20 protein-coding genes and 1 tRNA gene are annotated in these 25525 nt (G+C 48.1%); 15 read left to right on the plus strand and 6 right to left on the minus strand.

The genetic code is table 11. The annotated features are described in order from the left end of the window. Window positions 1-89 precede the first annotated feature (89 nt). Window positions 90-1283, plus strand: a complete 1194-nt coding sequence (locus EXT46_RS13210; protein ID WP_130147816.1) for an endonuclease/exonuclease/phosphatase family protein — start codon at window positions 90-92, stop codon at window positions 1281-1283. A gap of 199 nt (window positions 1284-1482) precedes the next feature. Next, a complete protein-coding gene (locus EXT46_RS13215; RefSeq protein WP_130147818.1) occupies window positions 1483-3969 on the plus strand; it encodes a prolyl oligopeptidase family serine peptidase in 2487 nt (828 codons plus the stop codon). 20 nt (window positions 3970-3989) lie between these two features. Here the strand turns inward: EXT46_RS13215 and rrtA are convergent, their stop codons facing one another. Then, window positions 3990-4580, minus strand: a complete 591-nt coding sequence (gene rrtA / locus EXT46_RS13220; RefSeq protein ID WP_130147820.1) for a rhombosortase — start codon at window positions 4578-4580, stop codon at window positions 3990-3992. An 89-nt stretch (window positions 4581-4669) separates the two neighbouring features. Here rrtA and ggt point away from each other — a divergent pair, with 89 nt between their 5' ends. The 4 genes from ggt (at window position 4670) to EXT46_RS13240 (ending at window position 10397) form a co-directional block, all read left to right on the plus strand. Beyond that, entirely contained in the window at window positions 4670-6427 is a 1758-nt protein-coding gene (ggt, locus tag EXT46_RS13225) for a gamma-glutamyltransferase (RefSeq protein ID WP_130147822.1), read from the plus strand. A 184-nt stretch (window positions 6428-6611) separates the two neighbouring features. Next, window positions 6612-8330 carry an NAD-dependent malic enzyme gene (locus EXT46_RS13230; protein WP_130147824.1) on the plus strand — a complete coding sequence of 573 codons (1719 nt, stop codon included), beginning with the start codon at window positions 6612-6614 and terminating at the stop codon, window positions 8328-8330. A gap of 169 nt (window positions 8331-8499) precedes the next feature. Continuing rightward, entirely contained in the window at window positions 8500-9573 is a 1074-nt protein-coding gene (locus EXT46_RS13235; RefSeq protein WP_045978310.1) for a histidine kinase, read from the plus strand. Continuing rightward, window positions 9570-10397 (plus strand): LytTR family DNA-binding domain-containing protein, encoded by an 828-nt coding sequence (locus tag EXT46_RS13240; RefSeq protein WP_022946597.1) that lies wholly within the window; start codon window positions 9570-9572, stop codon window positions 10395-10397. The genes EXT46_RS13235 and EXT46_RS13240 overlap by 4 nt, the downstream gene beginning before the upstream one ends. Here EXT46_RS13240 and EXT46_RS13245 read toward each other — a convergent pair. Beyond that, on the minus strand, window positions 10394-11383 hold the full coding sequence (locus tag EXT46_RS13245; protein WP_130147826.1) for an ATP-dependent 6-phosphofructokinase: 990 nt from the start codon (window positions 11381-11383) through the stop codon (window positions 10394-10396). The genes EXT46_RS13240 and EXT46_RS13245 overlap by 4 nt on opposite strands. A gap of 37 nt (window positions 11384-11420) precedes the next feature. Beyond that, complete coding sequence (gene pyk, locus EXT46_RS13250) at window positions 11421-12857, minus strand: pyruvate kinase (protein ID WP_022946599.1); 1437 nt, start codon at window positions 12855-12857, stop codon at window positions 11421-11423. A gap of 276 nt (window positions 12858-13133) precedes the next feature. Here pyk and gndA point away from each other — a divergent pair, with 276 nt between their 5' ends. Further along, on the plus strand, window positions 13134-14507 hold the full coding sequence (gndA, locus tag EXT46_RS13255) for an NADP-dependent phosphogluconate dehydrogenase (RefSeq protein WP_053910488.1): 1374 nt from the start codon (window positions 13134-13136) through the stop codon (window positions 14505-14507). A 99-nt stretch (window positions 14508-14606) separates the two neighbouring features. Beyond that, the gene (locus EXT46_RS13260; protein ID WP_130147828.1) at window positions 14607-16340 is read left to right on the plus strand and encodes an amidohydrolase; all 1734 of its coding nucleotides are present in this window, start codon (window positions 14607-14609) and stop codon (window positions 16338-16340) included. A gap of 123 nt (window positions 16341-16463) precedes the next feature. On the opposite strand, the gene ansA is transcribed toward EXT46_RS13260, so the two are convergent. Then, complete coding sequence (ansA, locus tag EXT46_RS13265; protein WP_022946602.1) at window positions 16464-17474, minus strand: asparaginase; 1011 nt, start codon at window positions 17472-17474, stop codon at window positions 16464-16466. A gap of 54 nt (window positions 17475-17528) precedes the next feature. Continuing rightward, window positions 17529-19394, minus strand: a complete 1866-nt coding sequence (gene sppA / locus EXT46_RS13270) for a signal peptide peptidase SppA (protein WP_022946603.1) — start codon at window positions 19392-19394, stop codon at window positions 17529-17531. Between the two features lie 198 nt (window positions 19395-19592). On the opposite strand from sppA, the gene EXT46_RS13275 reads away from it, so the two are divergent. From EXT46_RS13275 to EXT46_RS13305, 7 genes are all read left to right on the plus strand, one after another. Then, the gene (locus EXT46_RS13275; protein ID WP_130147830.1) at window positions 19593-21560 is read left to right on the plus strand and encodes an NADPH-dependent 2,4-dienoyl-CoA reductase; all 1968 of its coding nucleotides are present in this window, start codon (window positions 19593-19595) and stop codon (window positions 21558-21560) included. 111 nt (window positions 21561-21671) lie between these two features. Further along, window positions 21672-22355 carry a DoxX family protein gene (locus EXT46_RS13280; RefSeq protein ID WP_130147832.1) on the plus strand — a complete coding sequence of 228 codons (684 nt, stop codon included), beginning with the start codon at window positions 21672-21674 and terminating at the stop codon, window positions 22353-22355. A gap of 118 nt (window positions 22356-22473) precedes the next feature. Continuing rightward, the gene (locus EXT46_RS13285) at window positions 22474-23025 is read left to right on the plus strand and encodes an NAD(P)H nitroreductase (RefSeq protein ID WP_130147834.1); all 552 of its coding nucleotides are present in this window, start codon (window positions 22474-22476) and stop codon (window positions 23023-23025) included. Between the two features lie 229 nt (window positions 23026-23254). Continuing rightward, complete coding sequence (locus tag EXT46_RS13290) at window positions 23255-23632, plus strand: hypothetical protein (protein ID WP_130147836.1); 378 nt, start codon at window positions 23255-23257, stop codon at window positions 23630-23632. Window positions 23633-23688: 56 nt separating this feature from the next. Next, a tRNA-Ser gene (locus EXT46_RS13295) sits at window positions 23689-23779 on the plus strand. Window positions 23780-23869: 90 nt separating this feature from the next. Then, window positions 23870-24244, plus strand: a complete 375-nt coding sequence (locus EXT46_RS13300) for a hypothetical protein (RefSeq protein WP_022946608.1) — start codon at window positions 23870-23872, stop codon at window positions 24242-24244. An 81-nt stretch (window positions 24245-24325) separates the two neighbouring features. Next, a complete protein-coding gene (locus EXT46_RS13305) occupies window positions 24326-24943 on the plus strand; it encodes an FKBP-type peptidyl-prolyl cis-trans isomerase (protein WP_026111357.1) in 618 nt (205 codons plus the stop codon). 52 nt (window positions 24944-24995) lie between these two features. On the opposite strand, the gene EXT46_RS13310 is transcribed toward EXT46_RS13305, so the two are convergent. Beyond that, window positions 24996-25514 carry a DUF2062 domain-containing protein gene (locus EXT46_RS13310; RefSeq protein ID WP_053910494.1) on the minus strand — a complete coding sequence of 173 codons (519 nt, stop codon included), beginning with the start codon at window positions 25512-25514 and terminating at the stop codon, window positions 24996-24998. Window positions 25515-25525: the final 11 nt, after the last annotated feature.

Raw genomic sequence — 25525 nt, forward strand, 5'->3', positions numbered from 1 at the left:
TCGGTTTTTTCATCCCAAACGCTGACACAATGTCATTAACAGCTGCTAGTATGGCGTTTTCATTTTGCTTATATAAGAGAAAACCCTAAATGACCTTGTGCAAACGTTTTGGCCTTATTGGCTCCTTGTGTCTGTTCGTTGCGGCCTGTGCGCAACCTCATTCGTCTGTGCCAACAACGCTGCGTATCGCGACCTTTAACGTCAGTATGGATGGCTCGAACTACGTTACTAACCCCAGTGAGCTAAGTGAGTCGCCTTTGCCTGCCTTGCTAGCCCAGGGGCAACACCCGCAAATTCACAATATCGCGCATATTATTCAACGGGTGCGTCCTGATGTGATATTGCTCAATGAATTCGATTATAACGAGAATTGGCGCGAACAAGTTGATGCTTTTCAACGCCACTATCTAGGCAAAGATCATGGCAGTATAAAAGCCATTCATTACCCCTACAGCTATAGTGCGCCCGTTAATACCGGTGTTGCCAGCGACTACGACTTTGACGGTAATGGTAAGCTCTCTGGCAATGGCGGGGATGCTTATGGCTTTGGTTTCTACCCTGGCCAATACGGCATGGTGATCTTAAGCCGCTACCCCATTGACTATGAGCGCGTGCGCACGTTTGCACAATTGAAATGGGCGCAACAACCGCAGGCGCAGATGCCCATGCTTGATGGCAATGCTTTTTATGATAACCGTACATGGCAAGCTGCGCGCTTAAGCTCTAAGTCATTCTGGGATGTACCTATCAGCGTTGATGGTAAACGTGTACATCTACTGGCATCTCATCCTACACCACCGGTGTTCGATGGTCCGGAAGATAGAAACGGTCTGCGTAATAAAGCTGAGATTAAACTAATAGCCGATTATTTAGATAATCAAAGCGATTATTTGGTGGATGACCAAGGCCGCCAAGGAGGCCTCAATGACAACAGCCGATTTGTTATCTTGGGGGATTTGAACGCTGCACCGCAAGGCGATAAAGCGCGTCCTGAGGCCATTAATCAAGTGTTAGCGCATGATAAAGTGGATGCCAGCATGGTGCCCGAGAGCTCCGGAGGAGCAGGGGTGGATGAGCAAGCGTATGCGCGTTATTACACCGCCAGCTGGCGTGCTAGAGCTGATTATGTGTTGCCATCAAAGTTCGGTTTTGAGCCAATCTCGGCAGGTGTATATTGGCCGACGGAGCAAGACCCGGCACAATATAAATTAATTAGTGATAGAAAAGCCTCGTCAGATCATCGTCTTGTGTGGATGGACCTAAAATTAATAAAAAAACAGTGAACCATTTAGCCGCTTAGTACTCTATATATATGTGAAGCAGGTTCCGTACTTGTTTCGTTATTGCTAGCGCAGAGTTTTGGTCAGCATCCCTTGCTGACCTTTTTTTTGTCTAAGTAAACTGCCGTTGGTCTTAAAACACTGTCTTTGCTTGTGAGTTTTTGCTTAAATCAGGGCACCGTGTATTTAGTTGAAGACAATCATGTTCCATAAATCAGTACTGGCGGCGACCATTGCTTCCAGTTTTATCCTCAGCGGCTGTCAAAGCACCGCACAACAAAGCAACACGCAAGTAGAAACGAATCAAACTCCCGTCCCAAGCCAAGTGGAGACACCGGCAAAACCAGGTTCAGTGGCTATTACCCTTGAACAAGCTATGGCTGATCCGGACTGGATAGGTAACCAGCCAGAAGGCGCGTTTTGGCACAGCGATTCAAACACCGTTGTTTATCAGCAAAAACAACAAGGTAATCAACTACGCGACACCTACACACAGGCCGTTGGCGCAGACAGTGCAACCAAAGTAACGCTGGCGCAGCTACACACGTTGGGCGATGATAAGGCCGTATACAGTCAAGATAACCGCTTACAGGCCTATGTATTTAAAGGGGATGTATTTGTTCGTGATACCTCTGCCAACACCTTAGTGCAAATCACCAAAACGTCGGCATTTGAATCTGCGCCGCAGTTTTTAAATGATAACAGCCTAGTATATCGCCGTGGTAACGTGTTTATGCATGTAGACTTAGGCACCGGGCTGCATAGTGAGTTGGCCAACCTTAAGCTCGAAGATAAGCCAATCAAGGTTAATGAGCCGAAAAGCTACATTGCTAAGGAACAACATAAGCTTATTGACTATGTTGCACTGCAGCTAAAAAATCAAAAAGATGCCCTCGAGCGCGACCAGCAGTTAGCGAATGAAAATAGCGCGGTAGTCGATGCCACCATTTATCTAGGCGATAAAAAGCGTTTAGTGGATGCCCAGCTCTCTCCCGATGGCAGTAAGCTTATCGTTGCGTTAACCGATGATAGAAGCTGGCGCGCAGACACCGACATCATGCCTAATTACATTACCCAAGATGCAGGGGTAGAATCGGTACCAGCCCGTCGCCGGGTTGCGGATGCCAAGCCACAGGGCACAGAATTGGTGTATATCGACTTGCCGAGCAAAGCAAAAACAACGCTGACCTATAATACCTTGCCCGGTTGGAATGAAGATGTGCTTGCCGAGGTGAAGCGTGAAAACTATGCGCGCCAAGGCAAAGAGTATGAAAGCGAAACTAAGCGCCGTGAAATCAATTTAATGATGGATTGGGGCTGGGGTCAAAGTGCCATTCAATGGAACCGCAGTGGCTCGCAAGTTGCCGTTATGCTTGAGGCTTGGGATAACAAAGACCGCTGGATAGCGACCGTTGACTTTAAAGGCAAAAAGTTAGTGAACCAACATCGTTTACACGACGATGCCTGGATCAACTACACCTTTAATGATTTTGGCTGGTTAAACACCAGCGACACCTTGTATTTCTTGTCAGAGCAATCCGGTTATAGCCACATCTACACTAAGCCGTTAACAGGTAAAGCAACCCAGCGTACCGACGGCCAATTTGAGGTGTCTAACCTGACCTTGAGCGAAAATGACCAATATCTTTACTACAAAGCGAATAAAAAGCACCCAGGTATTTACGAGGTGTATCGCTTAAACTTGGATAGCGGCAACAGCGAGGCGCTAACCAGCCTTGATGGCATGACTGATTATAGTTTGAGTCCTGATGAGCAAAAACTGTTGTTACAGCACTCAAAAATCATGCACCCGCCGGAGCTTTATGTCATGGATGCGGCACCGGGGGCTAAGGTTACGCAGCTAACTCACACCGTATCGGAGCAATTCAAAGCAACTAAGCTGGTGGCTCCGAAAGTCGTTGCCGTACCGTCAAGCCATGGTGAGCAACCGGTGTATGCGAAAGTGTATTACCCCAGCGATTACCAAAGCGATGAAAGCGGTAATACCCGTAAGGCGGTTATTTTCAACCACGGCGCCGGTTATTTGCAAAATTCACACTTTGGCTGGTCCGGTTACTTCCGCGAGTTTATGTTCCACTCGTTGCTTGCCAGTGAAGGCTACGTAGTTATGGATATGGACTACCGCGCCTCGAAAGGGTATGGCCGCGACTGGCGTACTGCCATTTATCGACAAATGGGAACGCCAGAGACGCAAGACTTGGTTGATGGTGTAAAATGGATGCAGGCTAACGCCAATGTTGACGTTGAGCGGGTCGGTACTTACGGCGGCTCATACGGTGGCTTTATGACCTTTATGGCGCTTTTCACCGAGCCTGAACTGTTCCAAGCCGGAGCGGCGCTGCGCCCTGTGAGCGATTGGGCACATTATAACGCCCCGTATACCTCTAATATTCTCAATCACCCAGATGTTGACCCTATTGCCTACGAGCGTAGCTCGCCTATCTACTTCGCTGAAGGGTTAGAGAAGCCGCTATTGATCAATGCGCCTATGGTTGATGACAACGTGTTCTTCCAAGATGTTGTGCGCCTAGTGCAGCGCTTGATTGAACTGGAGAAAGAGGACTTTGAAACGGCTATCTTCCCAGTTGAACCGCACGGATTTGTCCAGCCTTCAAGTTGGTTAGATGAATACCGCCGCATTTATAAGTTGTTTGAAGAGAACCTTTAATTGCTAATGAAAAACCCGAGCTAAGCCTCGGGTTTTTTTATGCCTCGCCACTCTAACAGCGCTAAGCCCAAGCCACACAATAGCCCGAATAGATGAGCTTCAATCGCCACGCGGGAGTCAATCAATGCCTCAACGTCACTACTGGCGCCGACAATTTGCTCATAAGCCACCTTGGCGATTACGCCTACGATAATTAAATACCCGGTTTTTTCACCGCTGCGAATATCTTTCACCGCACCATAGGCAATCAAGCCGTGCAATGAACCACTTAAGCCGACATATAAAGATATGTTCGGGCTAAAGCCGTATAAACAGAGGCCAACCCCAAAAGACAAGAGCAGCAAATAAAGCCAATATTGACGCACACTAAAAAAGTGGCCATGGAGCGACCACAGCACTAGAGCACCTGCCATGTTCATGCCTAAATGTGGCCAATTGCTGTGTAAAAAGTGCCCCGTTAGCAAGCGATACCACTGGCCCTCAGCGATAGCGGGGCGCTGAAAAGACAATGCCCCAGCGGCATCAATTACCATAAGCAGTGTACATAGTGCGATCAGTGGCCAGACAGACAGCATTGCGCGGCGCGAAAAGAGGGTTTTAAACACAGTCATAACTTAACAGTGATCGTTATTTTTTGCCTATTGTGCCCCTTTGCCTTTAAGATGCCAATTAATTAACCACGACAATAACACTCAGCGCTATGTTACGAACTTATACCCAGATAGCAGCGGCTCTCTCGTTGCTTATTAGCTCTGGCTGCACAGCCACCACGACCACTAATAAACAGGTGCTCGCCGATAGAGAGCCTGAGGCCACTACAGCGGTGGTAACAAAACAACAAGTGAGCGGTGAGCATTACATGGTTGCCGCTGCCAATCCCTATGCGGTGCGCGCCGGTGAAGCGATTTTAGCTGAAGGGGGCAGTGCCATAGACGCAGCCATTGCCGTGCAATTGGTACTGACATTGGTCGAGCCGCAATCGTCCGGTATTGGCGGTGGGGCCTTTATTTTGCACTATGATGCAAAGCAACGCCGACTCACCACCTATGATGGCCGCGAGCAAGCTCCTAGCAAGGCGACACCGGAGTTATTTGTTGATGGCAATGGCAAGGCTGTACGCTGGATTGATGCAGTGGTTGGTGGGCGCTCAGTGGGGGCTCCTGGGGTCTTGAAGGCGCTAGCGAAAGCCCATCAACGTGATGGCAAATTACCTTGGTCCCGTTTATTTGAGGAGGCCATTACTTTAGCCGAGCAAGGGTTTAAGGTGTCACCGCGATTACACAAGCTTTTAGCGCGGCGTATTAACCCGGGAGTGGAAAAAATGCCTGCGGCGCGGGCGTATTTCTTTCCCGGTGGTGCGCCTTTGGCTATTGGCAGCGTAAAGCAAAACCCCGCCTTGGCATCGCTTTATAAACGCTTGGCCAGCGAGGGAGTGGATGCCTTTTATCATGGCGACAATGCCAAAGCCATTGCAGAAGCAGTACAAACAAGTCCTATCGCCCCAGGTTTACTTACTGAGCAAGACATTAACAACTATGTCGCCAAAGAGCGTGCCCCGGTGTGTGTGGGCTATCATCAATACCGAGTGTGCTCGATGGCACCGCCTAGCAGCGGGGGCATGGCGGTTTTGCAAATCTTGAAACTGCTGGAGGATAAAAATCTCAGCCAATATGCGGTTAATAGCCCCAAAGCGCTGCATTACTTCACCCAAGCGTCGCGCTTAGCCTTCGCTGACCGCGAGGTCTATATGGCTGACCCCGACTACCAACCCGTGCCGACGCAAGCGCTACTCGACAATAGCTACCTTGAAAAACGTGCCTTATTGATGCTTGAGCATGATGCTAAAAAGCAAGCCGGACACCCGGGTGTGGGGATTGCCTATGGTAAAGACGATGCCTTTGAGCTGCCTAATACCAGCCACATTTCCATTGTTGATAATCAAGGCAACGCGGTGTCGATGACCACCTCCATTGAAATGGCATTTGGCTCCACCGTGATGGTCAATGGCTATCTGCTCAATAACCAGCTCACCGATTTTGCGTTGTCGCCGAAGCGTGATGGCAAATATGTATTAAATCGTGTTGAAGGCGGTAAGCGCCCGCGCAGCTCTATGGCCCCAGTGATGGTTTTTAATGAAGATGGTTCTTTGCGTTTAGTGATTGGCTCGCCAGGCGGCAGCCGTATCATTAATTACGTGGCCCATGCATTGGTTGGGGTGTTGGATTGGCAACTCAGCGCCCAGCAAGCAATCAATCTGCCTCGTATTACTAATCGTAACCATATCACCACCTTAGAGCAGGGCACTGAGCTGGTGGAGCTGCAAACGCAGCTCGAGCAATGGGGCCACAAAGTGCGTATTGGCGACCTGAACTCTGGCATTCATGCGGTCGAGGTGAAAGGCGGTAAGCTCTATGGCAGCGCCGATCCACGCCGAGAGGGAACCGCTCTCGGAAAATAAAGGTAATCAAACGGCAGGTATTTGAATGCCTGCTGTTTGTTAACAAAGATTCATTGGTGTGTATCAAAAATGATAATGCGCCAATCAGCGATAAATCAATGGTCTGATAAGCCCAAATGGGTTTGCAATTTGCGCGCTAAGGGCAATAATATCAGGCAATCTCCTTCTGTGCTAAGTAGGCAATATGACAGACAAATCCAACGATAAAACCAATACACACACCGATCCCAATTACTTGTACATTCCTTACGCTGGTCCGACCTTATTAGAAACGCCACTACTAAATAAAGGCAGTGCTTTTTCTCAGCGTGAGCGTGAGAGCTTCAACTTGGCAGGCTTACTGCCGCCACGTTTTGAGACCATTGAAGAGCAAGTAGAGCGCTGTTACCAACAGTACTCTAGCTTCCAAGATAACCTTAATAAGCATATCTACTTGCGCGCCATCCAAGACAATAACGAAACGCTTTACTATCGTTTGGTGCGAGACCACATTGAAGAGATGATGCCGATTATTTACACGCCAACAGTGGGTGATGCGTGTGAGCAGTTCTCAGATATCTATCGTAGCTCGCGCGGTTTGTTTATCTCCTATGAAGACCGCCACAATATTGATGATATTTTGCGTAATGCCACCAAAGGCAAGGTGAAGGTTATCGTTGTAACCGATGGTGAACGTATCCTTGGCCTAGGCGATCAGGGCATTGGTGGCATGGGTATCCCCATTGGTAAGTTGTCGTTATACACCGCGTGCGGTGGCATCAGCCCGGCCTACACGTTGCCGGTGATGCTGGATGTTGGCACTAATAACGAGAAACTACTGAACGACCCAATGTACATGGGCGCACGTCACCCACGTATTGGCCAGCAAGAGTATGACGAATTTTTAGAGTTGTTCATCAAAGCGGTGAAGCGCCGTTGGCCCAATGTCATGCTGCAATTTGAAGACTTTGCTCAGCCTAACGCGATGCCACTGCTGAAGCGCTACCGCGACGAAATTTGTAGCTTTAATGATGATATTCAAGGTACTGCCGCTGTCACTGTGGGCACCTTGCTGGCCGCGTGTCGAGTGAAGGGCACTCGTTTGAGTGACCAAAAGGTGGTGTTTGTTGGTGCTGGCTCCGCAGGATGTGGCATTGCCGAGCAGGTGATCAGTCAAATGGTCTCTGAAGGGATCAGTGAAGAGCAAGCGCGCAGTCAAATCTTTATGGTTGATCGTTTTGGCCTACTGAGTGAGGGCATGCAAGGCCTGCGTGACTTCCAACAGGCCTTGGTACAATCCAATGAAGCACTCTCGCAGTGGCAGTACAGCGGTGATTATGCCTCTTTGCTTGATGTGATGCATTGTGCTGAGCCAGGCATTATTATCGGCGTATCTGGGCAGCCGGGGCTATTCACCGAGCAGGTGATCCGCGCGATGGCATCAAGCCACGAAAATCCCATTATCTTCCCGCTTTCAAACCCGTCCAAACAGGTTGAAGCGCATCCGAGTGATGTGCTGGCTTGGACACAAGGGCGTGCCATTATCGCCACAGGTAGTCCATTTGGCACCGTGGACTATGATGGCCAGCAGAATGTTATTCCGCAGTGTAATAACAGTTATATCTTCCCTGGTATTGGCCTTGGTGCAATTGCTATTAAGGCTAAGCGCATTACCGATGAAATGTTGATGGCGGCCAGTGAAACCTTAGCGTCGAGCTCACCCCTTGCCAATGATGGCAAAGGGAGCCTACTGCCGCCACTGACTGAGATTGAATCGCTATCTAAACGTATCGCCTTTGCTGTGGCTAAAGTCGCCATTGCCCAAGGTGAAGCGTTGGAGTTTAGCGATGAGGATATTATCAAAGCCATCGATAATAATTACTGGCACCCAGAGTATCGTAACTACAAGCGAGTCAGCATCTAGCCTTCGCGAATATGAGCAAACGCCGTGCAACTGCACGGCGTTTTGCGTTGAAGGAAAGGTTAAGTAAGACCAATCACAGTGCCTTTTTAGTTGTCTTTATTAATAATGGCGTTAGATAAGTATGCAACCGCTGTGGATAAGGCTGCGTTGCAAAGGAGTAAAACGAATTTTGAATTGGCAGCAGCTAGTTGATAATCGCCAACGATTCTTTTGGGTGTTACAGATAGCCGGTTGGATAGGCTATGCTCTGGTGAATTACATTGGCTCCAAAGTATTTGAGATGCGCGACATCTATGTCTTTGTGATCTTGCTTAATGCCTATGCGGGCTGCTTAATGACGGTGCCGCTGCGTTACTTGTATCGCCGGGTGTGGAATGCCAAGCCGTGGCTGCTCGTGTTGGTGGTGTTCACCGCTTCCTACGCCACAGGGACCTTGTGGTCGGTGGTACAAAAATTTAATTTGTGGGAAATTTATCGCCATGGTTACCGCCCTGATGAGTGGTTTTATTACTTTCAACAGGGCCTGGATGCGGTCTATATCATCCTCTGTTGGAGTGGTTTGTACTTTGGCATTAAATATTACCAGTTGCTCCAAGGGGAGCGACAAAAAGCGCTAAAAGCCAATACCATGGCGCATGAGGCGCAATTAAAAATGTTGCGCTATCAGCTTAATCCGCATTTTTTGTTTAATACCCTCAATGCGATATCGACGCTGATTTTAGTGGAAGAGAATAAAGACGCCAACAAGATGGTGTCACGGTTAAGCGATTTTTTACGCTATACGCTCAATACCGATCCGATAAAGAAAGTGCCACTCGAGCAAGAGATCCATGCGTTGAGTCTGTATTTGGAAATCGAGCGAGTACGGTTTGATGACCGCCTAGCGGTGGACATGCAAGTCAGTGACGAAGCAAGCCATGCCTTGGTCCCGAGCTTGATTTTGCAACCGTTAATTGAAAACTCATTGAAGTATGCCATTGCGCAGATGACACAAGGCGGGGTGATCAGTATTAAAGCCCAAGTGTTTGCCAACGAGCTGTTACTGGAAGTGAGCGATAATGGCCCTGGCGCTGAGCTTAAAGATGGCCAATTGGTCAATGCCACCGGTGTCGGTGTGGCCAATACTAAAGATCGACTAAAGACACTTTACGAGAACAATTATTCATTTGTATTATCAGGGAATACGCCCACCGGTCTGACGGTAAACATACGTATCCCCTATGAAAAGGCTGTAGCAGAATGAATACCATAAAAACCCTCATCGTGGATGATGAATCGCTGGCCCGTAAAGGGTTGGCTATACGATTAGCTGATATTGAATGCATTGAGCTGGTACAGCAATGCGCTCAAGGGCAAGAGGCCGTCGACATTTGTCGCAGCGAGCCTATCGACTTGGTTTTTTTGGATATTCAGATGCCAGGTATGAATGGCTTTGAGGTCGCAGATGCGTTAGCGCAACTGCCAGACTCACAACAACCTTTGGTGGTGTTTGTCACTGCCTTCGACCGTTACGCCGTTCAAGCTTTTGAAGTCCATGCTTTGGACTATGTACTCAAACCCGTAGATGACAACAGACTAAAACAGGCGGTGGAGAAAGTGCAATCACATCTAAAAACACAACAAGACAACACCCATAAGAAAAAGCTAGCGAGTTTTGTGGCCGGGATCACAGGCAATAATTGCGAAGAAATTCTCAAGAAACTAGCCTCGGGTGACTCATTAGAAACTAAGCGCTACCCAGAGTCGCTGGCGGTGAAAGAGCAGGGCGAAATCATCCGTGTGCCTACCAATACCATCCAATGGGTTGATGCGGCAGGGGACTACATGTGCCTGCACTGTGGTGATGGGCAAACCCATATTCTACGTAAAACCATGAAAGAGCTTGAGCAAGAACTCGACCCTGGGTTGTTTGTTCGTGTGCACCGCAGCGCCATTGTTAATTCAAAACAAATCAACAAGCTGGTGACGCAAGTCAGTGGTGAATACCTGCTGGTGCTCACCAACGGACAGGAGCTTAAAGTCAGTCGCAGCTATCGAGATAAAGTCAAAGCGGCGCTGGCCAATTAACGGCGAAAGCGTTTTAAGCGGGCGACAAAATCACGATTACGCTGTTGTGTGTCGCTGGTGTGCTCAAAAGCCAAAGTTTTCAGCTGATTATTAACGACACCGACCATGACACCATCAGCGCCAGCATTAAGGTGCTCGATGGCGCTGCAGCCTAACTGCGTTGCTAATATGCGATCGCCAGCCACAGGAGCGCCGCCACGCTGTACATAGCCCAAAATGGCACTGCGGCTTTCAACGCCGCTGTGCTCGGTCAGCTGGGCCGCTAATTGTTCGGCGCTAATAGATAACGAGTGCTCCGCCATGACCAGCACGTAGCTATGGCCGGCATCATTATTAATATTCGCTTTCACTTGCTCATACAGTTTTTGTAAAAACTGCGGCTCGTCATCAATCAGTTCCTTACAAATTATTTGCTCCGCGCCACTGGCAAGGCCTGCTTCCATGGCAATGATGCCGCAATCTCGACCCATTACTTCGACAACAAAAGTACGTTCAAACGCTTGCGCGGTATCGCGAATTTTATCGATACACCCCAATGCGGTATCTATTGCGGTGTGAAAGCCGATGGTTTCATCGCTGCCATTAATATCGTTATCAATGGTACCGGGAATACCAATAATTTGCCCTGACCAGTGCTCTGCAAGTGCCTGAGCCCCTTTAAAACTGCCATCTCCGCCAATGACGACCAAGGCATCGATGTGGCACTTACGCAGGCTATTGGCAGCTTGTAACAAACCATCTGGGTGGTGCATTTGCGGGCAGCGGGCCGATTTCAAAATAGTGCCACCTCGGTGGATGATATCGGTTACGCTGGCAGCGTTGAGTTCAGTGAAGTGTTCGTTGATAAGGCCGTTGTAGCCACTAAAAAAGCCGAAGACCTGATGTTGATGAGATAGCGCGCTGAGCGTAACAGCGCGAATTGCAGCATTCATACCGGGGGCATCACCGCCGGAAGTGAGTACTGCAATTCGTTTTGAATGAGACATAAGTTGCTGCTTCAGATAGAAAACTTATGTCTACTATTTACCCTACAGTGACAATTTTCAAGGTATTTGTGGCACCGATGGTTTCCATTAAGTCACCGTGGGTGAGGATCACGGTATCGCCTTTTTGCAATTCGCCAAGCTCTACTAAGGTATTCATCGCTTCACTAACAATACATTCTTTGGTGAAGTTAGTAGAGTCAAAACGCACTGGGTATACGCCGCGATACAGCGCGGTCTGACCCAGTGTTTTGCCATGGCGTGAAAGTGAATAAATAGGCAGACCCGAAGAGATGCGTGACATCAGCTTAGAGGTGTTGCCTGATTCAGTGAGCGCGACAATGGCTTTCACTGTACCCAGGTGGTTAGCCGCATACATAGCAGATAGTGCGATGGTTTCTGCATTATCGGCAAACATGCTATCAAGGCGGTGCTTCGAAATGTGCGTTTCTTTTTGTGACTCAGCACCTAGGCAAACACGGGCCATGGTGGCAACTGTTTGCTCAGGGTAATCCCCTGCGGCTGTTTCAGCAGAGAGCATGACCGCATCGGTGCCATCAAGCACGGCGTTAGCAACGTCCATGACTTCAGCGCGCGTGGGCATGGGGTTATCAATCATTGATTCCATCATCTGTGTTGCGGTGATCACCACACGGTTCAATGAACGAGCTCGGCTGATAATGGTTTTTTGTTTACCCACTAACTCCGCATCACCGATTTCAACGCCTAAATCTCCGCGCGCGACCATCACTGCGTCGGATGCAAGGATAATGTCGTCTATGGCTTCAACCGTCTCTACCGCTTCTGCACGTTCGATTTTCGCTAGCAATTGAGCATCCGAACCGGCCTTTTCTGCCAATGAACGCACATAGCGCATGTCATCGCCAGAGCGGGGGAAAGACACGGCGATATAATCGACACCAATTTTAGTCGCGGTGATAAGATCTTCTTTATCTTTATCAGTAAATGCAGGGGCTGTTAGGCCACCACCGAGGCGATTGATGCCTTTGTTGTTAGACAATACGCCGCCGACTTTGACGCTGCAGTGTACTTTTTGTCCTTCGACACGCTCCACGGTAAGCTGGATTAAACCGTCGTTAAGTAACAATAGGTCGCCGGCTTTAACGTCTTGAGGTAATTCTTTATAGTCGATCCCGACGCCATTAACATCACCCTCACCTGGGGCAAGCGCTGCATCAAGGATAAAAGGGGCGCCAGGGGCGAGGTTCACTTTTCCTTCTTTAAAGGTGCTTACGCGGATTTTCGGGCCTTGTAAGTCAGCAAGGATGGCAACATGAGTGCCTAGGCGCTGAGCGATCTCACGCACGGCCTCGGCACGTGCTTGGTGGTCACTGGCCACCCCATGAGAGAAGTTTAAGCGCACGACATTGGCGCCAGCGCGGATGATTTTTTCTAAGTTATTATCTCTGTCCGTGGCAGGGCCAAGGGTGGCCACAATTTTCGTACGTCTTGGCATGCATTTCTCCTGTAGGCATTATTGCTTATAGCATGTTAGAGCAGGGAAGGACGCTCCGCCAGCTCTAATTCCTATTATTCGTTAACAAGATTTCAGCATTATGACACCGGTGTCAGATTCAGTCAATTAAGCTGACCCGCAAACTTTATCCATGTACCTTGCGTTAATTTGATATAATTCAGCGCCAGGGATTGAATGGGGCATCGTATGCCCTATAATGCCCGCCGTATTTACGTTGAATTACCCAGTCGTACGTTTTACCGAGGAGGAAACTGGATGCAAGTTGCATTAGTAGGTCTTGGGGTGATGGGCAAAAATCTCGCCCTGAACTTAATCGAAAAAGGGCTCACCCTAGTAGCCTATGATACCAACCCCGATGCCGGGGAAGAATTGTTAAGCTGCGCCAAATCGCAAGGAATGGCCGAGCGCTTGCACATTGTTTCAGACCTTCACGACATGGTGCGTCGTTTAGAAACGCCGCGCTCTATCCTTTTGTTGGTACCGGCAGGCGAGTTGGTTGACAAAGTCTGCCACGACTTGGTCGATGCCGGTGTCAGTAAAGACGATATCATCATCGATTGCGGTAACAGTAATTATAAAGACGGCATTGCCCGCAAATTGAAATTCCAAAACAAATTTGAGTTTGCCACGATGGGGATTTCCGGTGGTGCCGAAGGCGCACGCCATGGTCCGGCAATGATGGCGAGCGGCTCCGAAGGGGGCTGGGAGCGCATTGAACCTTGGTTTGAGAAAGTAGCTGCCAGTTACAACGGCGACTCGTGTTTTGCCCGCGTTGGCCAATCCGCCAGTGGCCATTTTGTAAAAATGGTGCACAATGGCATCGAGTATGCCCTTATGCAGCTTATTGCCGAAACTTACCAGCTATTGCGCCTGGGCGCTGGCAAAACACCACAGCAAATTGCCGAGATTTTTGACACCTGGGCCGAGGGCGAGCTCAATAGCTATTTACTCTCTATCTCTAGCCATATCCTCAAGTTAGCAACCAAGGACAATACACCGCTGGTCGATTTAATCGATAACAAGGTGGGCGCCAAGGGCACCGGGTTATGGACGGCACAAAATGCCTTAGAGCTTGGTATTGCTGTGCCATCGCTTGTTGCTGCGGTGCAGGCACGTCACTTAACTAATACCGGTGATACCCACGCGGCTAAAGAAATGACCTATGCAGCAAAGCAAACGGACAGTATCGATATTGATATTGACCAGTTGCAGCAAGCGTTTCATTTAGCGAGCCTGCTTTGCTACCGCCAAGGTTTGGCACTGATCAAGGGTGCATCACGAAACCATCAATGGAAAGTTGATTTAAACAAAACACTGCAAACTTGGCGTGCAGGGTGCATTATTCGTGCAGATTACCTAGACCAAATTGCTCAGGGTGTTGAGTTTATTGATACCTTAGATGAGCAGGCGAAGGCGCTTCGTAGTGTGACTGGTGCGGCCGTGACCACTGGTTTGGCATTCCCGGTACTGTGTGCAACACAAAACTACTTAGCAACGCTAAGCACTCCAAGTAATGGTCATCTAGTGCAAGCGCAGCGTGACTACTTTGGTGAGCATGGCATAAAAACCCACACTGGTGAGTTATGTCATCTAACTGATCTGGTCGATATTGACGCTAAAGTACGCTAATTAATTAGCCGCTTTTTCAATCAAAAGAGCCCTGTCCATACAGGGCTTTATTGTATATGCTAAAAACACATTCCAAGTTTCTTTTTTGAGGACTTTAAAGTGTTACGCATTCTCTGTTTGGCACTGTTGAGCGCAGGTATTATTGCCTGCACTCAGCCTCAACAACCCGCAACTAAACTCGCAAATGCCGATACCCTATACTTTGGCGGCCCGATTATAACGATGGCCGGTGACGCCCCCCAGTATGTTGAAGCGCTTGCAACCAAAGATGGTCGGATCATATTTACCGGTCAACTTCATAAAGCGAATGACCATGTTGGCGAGCAGACTAAGCAAGTGAACTTACAAGGGCAAGCGCTACTGCCTGGGTTCATAGATGCCCACAGTCACCTTTTCAATGCTGGTTTAGCGCAGCTGAGTGCTGATTTACTCCCAGGGCCTGACGGCCAAGTAAATTCTATTGAGGCGCTGCTGAGCACCTTGACTCAATGGCACCAGGGTCAGCCTATGTTAGCGAAAAAGCTCGGCTGGATCGTTGGCATGGGGTATGACGATTCGCAGCTGGCGCAGCGCCGGCACCCAACTGCCACAGAGCTCGACACGGTCTCCAGCGAAATACCTATTTTGATTATGCACCAGTCCGGGCATTTGGGGGTTATGAATACCAAAGCCTTGGAAATGGTGGGTTACTTACCACAGGCCCCACACATTGATGGCGGCGTAATACGTATTGATGAACTTTCTAATCAAGCGAATGGGGTGCTTGAAGAAATGGCACTTTTTCAGCCCTTGTTTAGTGTTTTTTCGGCCATTGATAAGCAATTACAAGATGAAATAGCGAGCGCAGGGCTTGCCCTTTACATGGCCAATGGTTACACCACTGCTCAAGAAGGTCGTGCAGATAAAAGCACCAGTACATATTGGTTAGCACGGGCGCAAAAGCAGTCTTTGCCGATTGATGTGGCTATCTACCCTGATCTTGAGCAGGAATATGATTTTATGCTTGCACAAGGAGCGAGCAAAGATTACCAAGGCGGGGCACGAATAGCCGGCGTCAAATTGAGTTTTGATGGCTCGCCTCAAGGGAAAACAGCCTGGCTCAGTAAGCCTTATCTTCATCCGCCAGCAGGGCATAACTCTGAGTATCGTGGCTACCCAGCCATTGCCGATGATAAGGCTCGCTCTAAGCTCGTGGCACAGGCCTATGCCAACAACTGGCAACTGATTGTTCATACCAATGGCGACGCTGCAGCAGACGCCTTATTGCGAGATATAGAAAGCGCAGCGACAAGATTTGAGCAGGCAGGTCGCAGGACGGTGATGATCCACGCGCAAACTGTTCGTGAAGATCAGCTTAAACGTATGAAACAGCTAGCAGTGATCCCGTCTTTTTTCTCTATGCATACCTTCTATTGGGGAGATTGGCACCGAGATGAAGTATTAGGACTGGAGCGTGCTGAGAATATTTCTCCCACAGGGTGGGCGCAAAAACACGCCATGCGCTTTACCCAACATCATGATGCACCTGTGGTAAAGCCCAACCCATTACGCGTTTTATCGACCACCGTTAATCGTAAGACACGCTCTGGCAAAGTGTTGGGGGCGCACCATCAAGTGAGTCCTTATATCGCTTTGAAATCTATGACAGAGTGGGCGGCTTGGCAGTACTTTGAAGAGCCAAACAAAGGGACGTTAGAGGTAGGGAAATTAGCTGATTTCGTTATTCTTGATAAAGACCCACTGCGCGTTGAGCCAGAGCTACTTGAGCAATTACAGGTTCAGCAAACCATAAAAGCAGACCGAGTGGTTTATGATGTGAATCACGCCTTTTGATGGGGCCTGCGCAAAGCGAGTTGGTACAGGCAGCGGCTTATTTGTTGCACTACTGAACTACGCGTGCAGATAGATACCACTATGCAATAAAAGGCACAGTCGCTGCTGTGCCAAAAATATCACTTAGCGACTCAACTCTCCGCGCAAGTTATCTTGCATTAAATGGCGAATACTTTGCGGGCTTGCGTTTTTGCTTAGCAAGTAGTGTAACTTACTGAGGCAGGCCTCTAGGGTCATATCATAGCCACTGATCACACCGACGTTTAGCAGTGCATTGCCCGTAGCGTAGCCGCCCATATTAACTTGCCCTTGCAAGCACTGGGTAAGGTTTACGACGATAATGCCACGTTCGTTCGCATTTGCCAAAAGCTCCAAAAACTCGTGGTTTTGAGGTGCATTACCGACACCAAAACTCAGTAAGATGAGCGCTTTAATATCGTCATTAATTATAGAGCTGACCACATCGGCGCTGATCCCTGGGTATAAGTGCAGCACGGCAATAGCTTGCGGGGTGATGCGCGAGACTTGTAAATCGTTGTCGATATAGGGGCTAAGCTGGCCTTCTAGGAGCCGAATGTTAATCCCTGCTTTTGCCAGCGGCGGCAAATTTGGAGAGTCAAACGCATTGAATCCATCGGCGTGGATTTTGGTGGCGCGATTGCCTCTAAATAGCTGATTATTGAAAAATAAGCTTACTTCTGCAATGGGGTAGTTAGCTGCTAAATACATCGCATTTAGGAGGTTCACTTGGCCATCTGAGCGCAGCTGTGACAACGGTATTTGCGAGCCGGTAATAATGACCGGTTTGGTCAGGTTTTCAAACATAAAGGATAAGGCAGACGCGGTGTAGGCCATGGTATCAGTACCATGTAGTACCACAAAACCATCGTAGTCGTGGTACTTGGCTTTAATATCGTCGGCTATCATCTGCCAGTGCGCCGGTGACATATCAGAAGAATCGATCAGCGGGCAGTATTCTTCAATGTCAAACAGCGGCATCTCGTCGCGATTAAATTCAGCACTGTTTTTCACCGTCTCGGTTAAAAACCCCGCCGCTGGCACATAGCCTTGACTGGATTTTTTCATACCGATGGTGCCGCCTGTATAAGCGATATAAATGCGTTTACGTTTCATAAAAAAAGCCCGATGAAATTCATCGGGCTAGTATATCATTCCAGGCTTTAAGCGCTAGTTAGAAACACGACATACCAAGCACTTAGCGTAGATGCCATCAGGGTCATTGTAGTTTTGTAAACTCTGAACCTGCTGCTCGACCTGTTTTAGTAAGCTGTTGACCTGCATGGTCGCACCAAGGTTTGCGCTTGCCGGGGTCTGCTTATCGATTAGCGTGCTAACCATGGATGAGCTCAATAAGCTATTTAACAGTTGCTCACGCGGCGTCAGCTGTTGCTCAATGAGTTTAACGTCATACTGCTTGAGGCTGGCCATTTCAGCGGCAGCGCTGATGGCTGCGTCTTTATCACCAAGCTTGTCCACTAACCCGAGCTCTTTTGCTTGCGTTGCAATCCACACTCGGCCTTGGGCGATATCATCCACCTCAGCAGGGCTCATGTTGCGAGATTGTGCAACCACATTCAAAAAGCGCTCGTAGGCATTCTCAACACTCATTTGAATCGCTTGTGCCATCTTATCTTTTAGGCCCAACAGAATGGATGAGCCTTTCAGTTCGGTCGTCCCCACACCATCAGAATACACGCCTAACTCGGCAGCACTGTCCTCAAATGTCATGATTGTGCCAAATACGCCGATTGAGCCGGTGATGGTGCTCGGAGCAGCCCAGATTTCATTGGCTGCAGAAGCAATCCAATAACCGCCGGAAGCTGCGACTGAACCCATGGACGCTACTACAGGTTTGCCTGCTTCTTTAAGAGCGATAACTTCACGACGAATAACTTCTGAGGCAAACATGCTGCCGCCACCGGAATCAATGCGTAATACCACGGCTTTAACTAGGTCATCTTCACGGGCTTCACGAAGTAGGGCAGCCGTACTGTCTCCCCCGATTTCGCCAGCGCGTCGCTCACCATCAACAATGGTTCCTTTAGCAACGATAACCGCCACCTTTTCTGTGATTGGGTTTTCGAATGGCATGGGCGATTTAAACGATGCGAGGTAGTCGTTAAAGCCAATTTGTAAAAAGTTTTTGCCTTCGTCGTCGTAACCGACTAGGTCGACCATCTGTTGACGAATTTGTTGATTATTTTTAAGTGCATCCACCCAACCAAAACGCTGCGCATACTCACCGCTGTTCCCGTCTACTTGCGAAAGCTTGCGTAAATAGTCGTCAAGGGTTTCATCAAAGTTGCTGGCATCGAAGCCACGTAGTGCAGTGATTTCATCTTTATACTGCTGCCACAATTCACCAAGCCACTCTTTATTTGCTTCTTTTGCAGCGGGGGACATGTCGTTACGAATCAAAGGTTCAACTGCAGACTTAAAGGTACCGACGCGGAAAACGTGTTGCGTCACTTTAAGTTTATCGAGTGCTTCTTTGAAATACACTGGGTAGACACCAAATCCATCGATTGAAACGCCGCCATAAGGATGTAAATTTACTTCGTCAGCATGCGCTGCTAAGTAATATTGGCTTTGGGTGTAATAATAGCCAGTAGCAATAACCGGTTTGCCCTGTGCTTTGAAAGCGTCAATGGCATCGGCAACGGCATTGAGTTTATTAATGTGCGCGCCACCCATCTGCTGTAAATCGAGCAGCATAGCGGTGATGCGATCATCTTTAGCAGCGTTATTGATCACATCAACAACGTCATCAACTAAAATTTCTGCCGGCTCATCTTGGCCCCCAAACGGTCCAGCAAATACTGCATCGAGAGGGTCAACATAGCGTTTCTGCTCCACTAAATAGCCATTTAGGTTAAGTGTCAGCACGGCACCGTCAGGGACGATAATCTCGCCTTCATCGCTTGCAATAGACGCTATAATAGCGATAACAAGCACTATAAAAAGAATGTTGACCAAAAGTTGGCGCGAGAAGTTAATTCCATGCCAAGTGGCCTTTACTGCTTTTTTAATCAAAATCAGATCCTTACTTTATCCATTTTGGGGGCGTACGGGATAGAATCCCATATTAGCCTAAAGGGTTAAAAAGTTTAAACAGAAAAAAGTAACGAAGTGTTTATATTGGCGAATACTGTATCGCTAGTGCTTGCTCAATGTGGCAAAGATCGCTACCCTGAAACAGGTATGACCAGATAATAGTAAAGGGGTAACACCATGCTAGAACAACCACTAAAATTGATGCATGGAGAATTAAGAAACCGGCTCGTGATGGGCTCTATGCACACCGGTTTAGAAGAGGGGTGGCATAATCGCAAACGCCTCGCTGCATTCTACGAAGAACGTGCGAAGGGAGGCGTGGGCCTCATCGTCACCGGCGGTTATAGTCCAAATATTCGCGGTAAGCTTACGCCTATTTCGTCCTCCTTTAACAGTGTATTTGATGTAGTAAAGCATAAAAAATACACGCAAGCCGTGCACAAGCATGGTGGCAAGATTTGTTTGCAACTGCTTCACGCCGGACGGTATGCCTACCACCCATTTAGCTGCGCGCCGAGCGCTATTCAGGCGCCTATTTCACCTTACACGCCGAAGGCTATGTCGGTGGGGATGATAAAAAGCACCATCAAAGACTTTGCCAAAAGCGCCAAGCTAGCGCAAAAAGCGGGTTATGATGGCGTCGAAATCATGGGCTCGGAAGGCTATCTAATCAACGAATTTATGGCACCGCATACCAATAAGCGTACCGACGAATACGGTGGTAGCAATGAAAACCGTATGCGTTTAGCTAAGGAAATCGTCTCAGCCGTGCGCGCTGCTGTCAGTGATGACTTTATGATTGTATTTCGCCTGTCGGTGATGGATTTAATTCCTGATGGTTCGACAGCCGAGGAGGTTACCGCTCAGGCCAAAGCGCTGGATGCGGCGGGCGTTGATATTTTTAATACCGGTATTGGCTGGCACGAGGCGCGCGTACCAACAATTGCTTCTATGGTGCCGCCAGGGGCCTTTAGAGAAGCGTCACAACGCCTTAAACAAGCAACAGATAAGCCCGTTATTGCCGTCAACCGTATCAACACGCCGGACATAGCCAATAGCATTTTAAACCAAGGTCAAGCCGATATGATATCCATGGCTCGGCCACTGCTTGCTGACCCAGAGCTCTTTAATAAGTATGCGCAGCAACGCAGCGAACAAATCAACATTTGCATAGGGTGTAACCAAGGCTGTCTGGATCACGTGTTTAAAGGGCAACGAGCCACTTGCTTGGTGAACCCACTGGCCGCATTCGAGCTTGACTACGCCATCACAAAAGCCGCAAAAGCGAAAAAGGTATTGGTTGTTGGCGCTGGGCCTGCGGGACTCGCAGCAAGTATTTATTTACGCCAACGTGGCCATAACGTCACCTTAATCGAAAAATCCAATGATTTAGGCGGTCAGTTCAATCTCGCCATGCGTATTCCGGGTAAAGAAGACTTTCAATTAGCACTCAAATACTTCAGTGAAGAGGTGGTGCGCCAAGGCGTTGATTTGCAAACCAATACGGCATATGAGCCGGCCATGCTTAGCAAATACGATGATGTGGTATTCGCCTGTGGAGTGTCGCCTCGTGAAGCGGATATTGAATGCGCCGATGGTAAACGAATCTTTCGTTATGACGAGGTTATTCGCGGTGACGTGACGCTCACCGACCGCATCGCTATTTTAGGTGCAGGTGGCATAGGCTTTGACATGGTTGCGTTTTTAACCGAGCAACATCACCAAAGCGTTGAGCATTTCAAAGCTCAGTGGGGCATTGAGCAACCCATTGAACTGCATAAAAGCGATAGAAAGATTTATATGCTTAAGCGCAGTGCCGGGCGCTTCGGTAAAGGGTTAGGGAAAACTACCGGTTGGATCCACCGTAAAGTGGCAAAAATGCACGACGTGGAGCAAATTGGTGAATGTCAGTATGAGCGTTTTGATAATGAAGGGTTACACATTCGTGTGAATGGCGAAGCAAAAGTGCTGAATGTCGATACTGTGATAGGTTGCATTGGGCAAACTGCCAATGATGCTCAATTTAAGCAAGCTGATCAGCAACATAGTGCTCAAGTCCATGTGATAGGTGGTGCTAAGCTGGCCGCAGAAATTGACGCTAAGCGAGCAATTAAAGAAGCCTTACTAGTAGCGAGAGAAATTTGATAGTGCCTAGCAAAGCAAAAGCTAACTGCTGTCAATAATATGAAATAACTTCCGGCACCCGGCGGTCTGTGTGCTATATCAATATTAGTTAATTCAGACCCAAGGTGCCCTATGCTCACCACCGTTACCGGTGTTTACCGTTCACTGCTATCACAACTCAGCTTTCTCGATGGGCTACCCTCGTTGTGTATGCGTTTAATCCTTGCCCCGGTGATGATCATCGCGGGCTTTAATAAACTCAACCTTGCTAATAGCGACCTTGCGTGGTCGCAACGATTGCTCGCCGATGCCAATGTCATTGCTTGGTTCGGTAATAGCGACTGGGGCTTGGGCCTACCATTTGCTGAGGTACTTGCTTTTTTAGCCGGGTGGACCGAGTTTTTAGGTGGATGGCTCATCCTTGTTGGCTTGTTTACACGCTTAGTGAGCATCCCTTTAATGTTTACCATGGTCGTGGCCGCTACAACCGTGCATTGGCATAATGGCTGGTTTGCCATTACACCAACTAACCCAGATACCAGTGCCGCAAAAGTGCTTGATTGGGTAGGGATTCCAGGAGCGCAGCAGAGTCTAGAGAACTCCATACAAGCTAAGCAGCGGCTCGATATTATGAAGCAGCTGATTGGCGAAAACGGCCGCCCTGAGTATTTATATGAAACTGGCAACATCGTCATTCTTAATAACGGTATTGAGTTTGCGAGTATCTATTTTGTCATGTTGTTGGCGCTATTTTTCTATGGTGGAGGTCGTTTTGTCAGCCTCGATTATTACCTGCGTCCAGCACCTCGTGAATAACGCCAGTTGCTAGCCACTCATTCTCAGTGACTACGACTCTATGGCCCGTTTGGGCCATTTTTATCATCGCTTGAATATGGTACTCTTTTGTTAATTATTCACATTCTCATATATAGCCATGAATGCAAAAGAGCTTTTATTAAATCGTCAATCTGATAGCCAGCTTTCTTTTCCCGGGCCCAATGCTCAGCAACTTGAACTTATTCAACAAGCGGCACTGAGAGTACCCGATCATGGCCATCTTGCGCCGTGGAAATTCATCGTTTTACAAGAGCGCCAGCGCGAGAAGTTAGGTGATATTTTCTTACAGGCGGCGCAAAAAGAAGGCATGGGCGAGCGAGTGATTGAGCGTGCAGCGTCATTGCCTGAGCGAGCTCCAATGGTGATCGTCTGTATCATGAAGTACATTGAACATGATAAAGTGCCGTGGGTTGAGCAAGTGGCCAGTGCTAGCTGCGCGACATTTGCGATGCAACAAGCGGCATTTGCTCAAGGTTTATCGGGTATTTGGCGAACGGGTGCATTTGCAAAATCAGCCACAGTTAAACAGGCTTTAAAGCTCACTGATGACGATGAAATTGTCGGCTTCCTTTATCTGGGAACGCCCACGGTGGATTGTCCTAAGAAGCGTCGCCACCAAGTCGCTGATTTTTTTACCGACTCGCTGTGAACTATTTTAATAAGTTAGTGTCAAACGCCCTGTGTGGGCAACGAGCATCGTATTGTGCCCGCAGCTACGAATGAGTCATCTTTCATTAACCTTTTATTTGTTATTGTGTGTCGAATTTCGCCAAATTAACGGGAAAATAATCTAAATGCTCGGTTTTTTATCATGATTATTTTTGTTAGGCTAAGTTTTGAGCAGACCCTAATAAATAATAAGAAGAAGATGTATTGCTATGGGTAACCTATTTTTAAGAGAGAAAGAACGCTGGGGCTTATGGACTTTCTGGGGTGTCGTTGGGGCGTTATTAACGACCTATGTGGCGATGCTAACCAAAGCGCCTCTTTACATCACCTTGAGCGCCATGGCCGTGGTCGTGTTTATTGCCATTTGGATGCTTTACACTAAACGTTTTGGCTTTTTACGAGCACTTAAGGTCTCCGCTTATATCTTGTGTTTCAGTGCATTACCGGCTTTATGTTTGCTCATTGTTCCTGCCAGTAAGAATCAACGGCCAGAACTTATTACCCAAAGTGTGATTTTTGCACTGTTGGCGCTTATAGGCTGTGTTATTTGTGCGCTGATAGCCAAGTGCCCTCGGCAATATTACTAAATTGATTTAAAACGCTTTACAGCGCCAGCAAAAGTCATTAATATGCGCGCCAATTCGGAGAGATGGCAGAGCGGTTGAATGCACCGGTCTTGAAAACCGGCATGGGTTAATAGCCCATCTAGGGTTCGAATCCCTATCTCTCCGCCACCTCATTCCCAAAACCGCCTCATTGGCGGTTTTTTTCGTTTTGCTTCCCGTTATAATGGCGGCTATTAACCTATTAGGATTTACTCGCTCATGCATAATGTAATGCGTATTGTTGCTTGGGGCATTGTGGCATTTTTATATGCACAGGGCTTGGATGTGGTGTTAACTCTCGTTCGCGATGCCGAGCTAAACTGGATTATGACGTTAACTGCCATTGCCGGTTTTAACCTGCTTACCGCCCATTTAATCACAAAATACGATAACACCTTGGCTATTTTAAGCGCACTGATCATAAGCTGTTTGGGCATCATCGTATTTGGGGTCATGATCCAGCCATTATTTGTAGGGCTCCCTTATTGGCTATGGGTATTTAGCATTGTCTCTTTGCTGCTTTTCGTTTGGTTAATGCCTTGGATCAGCGCAAAAGTGGCCAATAGTTCGGCAAATGAGCGCTCATCGTCTTAGATTTTCTAGCCAGCACTGACGTGCGTTTTTCAGTGTGTTACCCTGTGCAGGCATTTATAGAAACAAAAGATGAACAACTTTATGTCTGATAAATTTAATACCGACGCGGAAAAGGCAAGCTACGGCATTGGCCTACAAATGGGTGAGCAACTAAAAGCAACCCCTTTCGAAGGAATGAACGTAAATTCCGTGTTTGAAGGAATGAAGGATGCCTTTACCGGTGAAAGCTTCCAAGTAGAAATCCCTGAAATCCAGGCAGCGTTTGAAAAAATTAACGCTGAGATTCAGCAACGCCGCGAAGAAGAAGCAAAAGTATTGGCTGCAGAAGGCGAAGCTTTTCTAGCTGACAACGCTAAGCGTGCAGAAGTAACAGTGACTGAATCGGGTCTACAGTACGAAGTAATCGAACAGGGCGAAGGTGACAAGCCTAGCGCTGATGCGACCGTTCGCACTCATTACCACGGTGCACTTATCAACGGTACTGTATTTGATAGCTCTTACGAGCGCGGCGAACCTGCAGAGTTCCCAGTAGGTGGTGTTATTAAAGGTTGGACCGAGGCGTTACAAATGATGCCTACGGGTTCAAAGTGGCGCTTGTATGTGCCGCATGACCTTGCTTACGGTGAGCGCGGTGCAGGTGCAGCTATTGCTCCTTATTCAACACTTATTTTCGATATCGAGCTTATCGATATCCTGTAAGTGTTATACGCATAAAAAAACCGCCAACTGGCGGTTTTTTTATGGCTTAAATTTAGCTGTCATGGTCAGAGTTTCGAGCTTGCCATGCTTTTTTAACACCGCGACACCACAAAAAATCAACTACTATAAAGCTAATAAGCGCGGCGACTGTGCCACACACCAGCGAACCTACTAAAAACGCAGGCCCAATGGTTGTGAGGCTGTCACTCAGCCATTGCCAACTTGCCTCAAAGTAAAAGGCTTGCTCTTGATGTCCTAAAATCCACGTACCAACCAAATAAGAAAAATAGAAAATCGGCGGCATAGTCAAAGGGTTGGTGATCCACACTAGGGCGATGGACAAAGGCAGGTTGACCCGCAGAGGTATTGCCACAGCAGCCGCTAAAATCATCTGGAAGGGAACCGGAATGAATGCGAAAAATAGGCCTACGGAAAAGGCACCTCGCGCCGATCGTCTGTTTAAATGCCACAGATTAGCGTCATGTAAAAATCGCCCAAATATGCGTAGCGACTTTTGCTGTTTAATCTTATTGTGATCGGGTAAAAACCGTTGAATGGTTTTCTTCGCCATGGGATAGGGCC

Origin of the sequence: Pseudoalteromonas sp. CO325X, from assembly GCF_004208955.1 — a bacterium.
Classification (GTDB): domain Bacteria; phylum Pseudomonadota; class Gammaproteobacteria; order Enterobacterales; family Alteromonadaceae; genus Pseudoalteromonas; species Pseudoalteromonas ruthenica.

Bases quoted from the DNA above. Each gene is read 5' to 3' on its own strand.
- EXT46_RS13210 (WP_130147816.1), top strand. From the start codon at position 90: ATGACCTTGTGCAAACGTTTTGGCCTTATTGGCTCCTTGTGTCTGTTC.
- EXT46_RS13215 (WP_130147818.1), top strand. From the start codon at position 1,483: ATGTTCCATAAATCAGTACTGGCGGCGACCATTGCTTCCAGTTTTATC.
- rrtA (WP_130147820.1), bottom strand. From the start codon at position 4,580: ATGACTGTGTTTAAAACCCTCTTTTCGCGCCGCGCAATGCTGTCTGTC.
- ggt (WP_130147822.1), top strand. From the start codon at position 4,670: ATGTTACGAACTTATACCCAGATAGCAGCGGCTCTCTCGTTGCTTATT.
- EXT46_RS13230 (WP_130147824.1), top strand. From the start codon at position 6,612: ATGACAGACAAATCCAACGATAAAACCAATACACACACCGATCCCAAT.
- EXT46_RS13240 (WP_022946597.1), top strand. From the start codon at position 9,570: ATGAATACCATAAAAACCCTCATCGTGGATGATGAATCGCTGGCCCGT.
- EXT46_RS13245 (WP_130147826.1), bottom strand. From the start codon at position 11,383: ATGTCTCATTCAAAACGAATTGCAGTACTCACTTCCGGCGGTGATGCC.
- pyk (WP_022946599.1), bottom strand. From the start codon at position 12,857: ATGCCAAGACGTACGAAAATTGTGGCCACCCTTGGCCCTGCCACGGAC.
- gndA (WP_053910488.1), top strand. From the start codon at position 13,134: ATGCAAGTTGCATTAGTAGGTCTTGGGGTGATGGGCAAAAATCTCGCC.
- ansA (WP_022946602.1), bottom strand. From the start codon at position 17,474: ATGAAACGTAAACGCATTTATATCGCTTATACAGGCGGCACCATCGGT.
- EXT46_RS13275 (WP_130147830.1), top strand. From the start codon at position 19,593: ATGCTAGAACAACCACTAAAATTGATGCATGGAGAATTAAGAAACCGG.
- EXT46_RS13280 (WP_130147832.1), top strand. From the start codon at position 21,672: ATGCTCACCACCGTTACCGGTGTTTACCGTTCACTGCTATCACAACTC.
- EXT46_RS13285 (WP_130147834.1), top strand. From the start codon at position 22,474: ATGAATGCAAAAGAGCTTTTATTAAATCGTCAATCTGATAGCCAGCTT.
- EXT46_RS13290 (WP_130147836.1), top strand. From the start codon at position 23,255: ATGGGTAACCTATTTTTAAGAGAGAAAGAACGCTGGGGCTTATGGACT.
- EXT46_RS13300 (WP_022946608.1), top strand. From the start codon at position 23,870: ATGCATAATGTAATGCGTATTGTTGCTTGGGGCATTGTGGCATTTTTA.
- EXT46_RS13305 (WP_026111357.1), top strand. From the start codon at position 24,326: ATGTCTGATAAATTTAATACCGACGCGGAAAAGGCAAGCTACGGCATT.
- EXT46_RS13310 (WP_053910494.1), bottom strand. From the start codon at position 25,514: ATGGCGAAGAAAACCATTCAACGGTTTTTACCCGATCACAATAAGATT.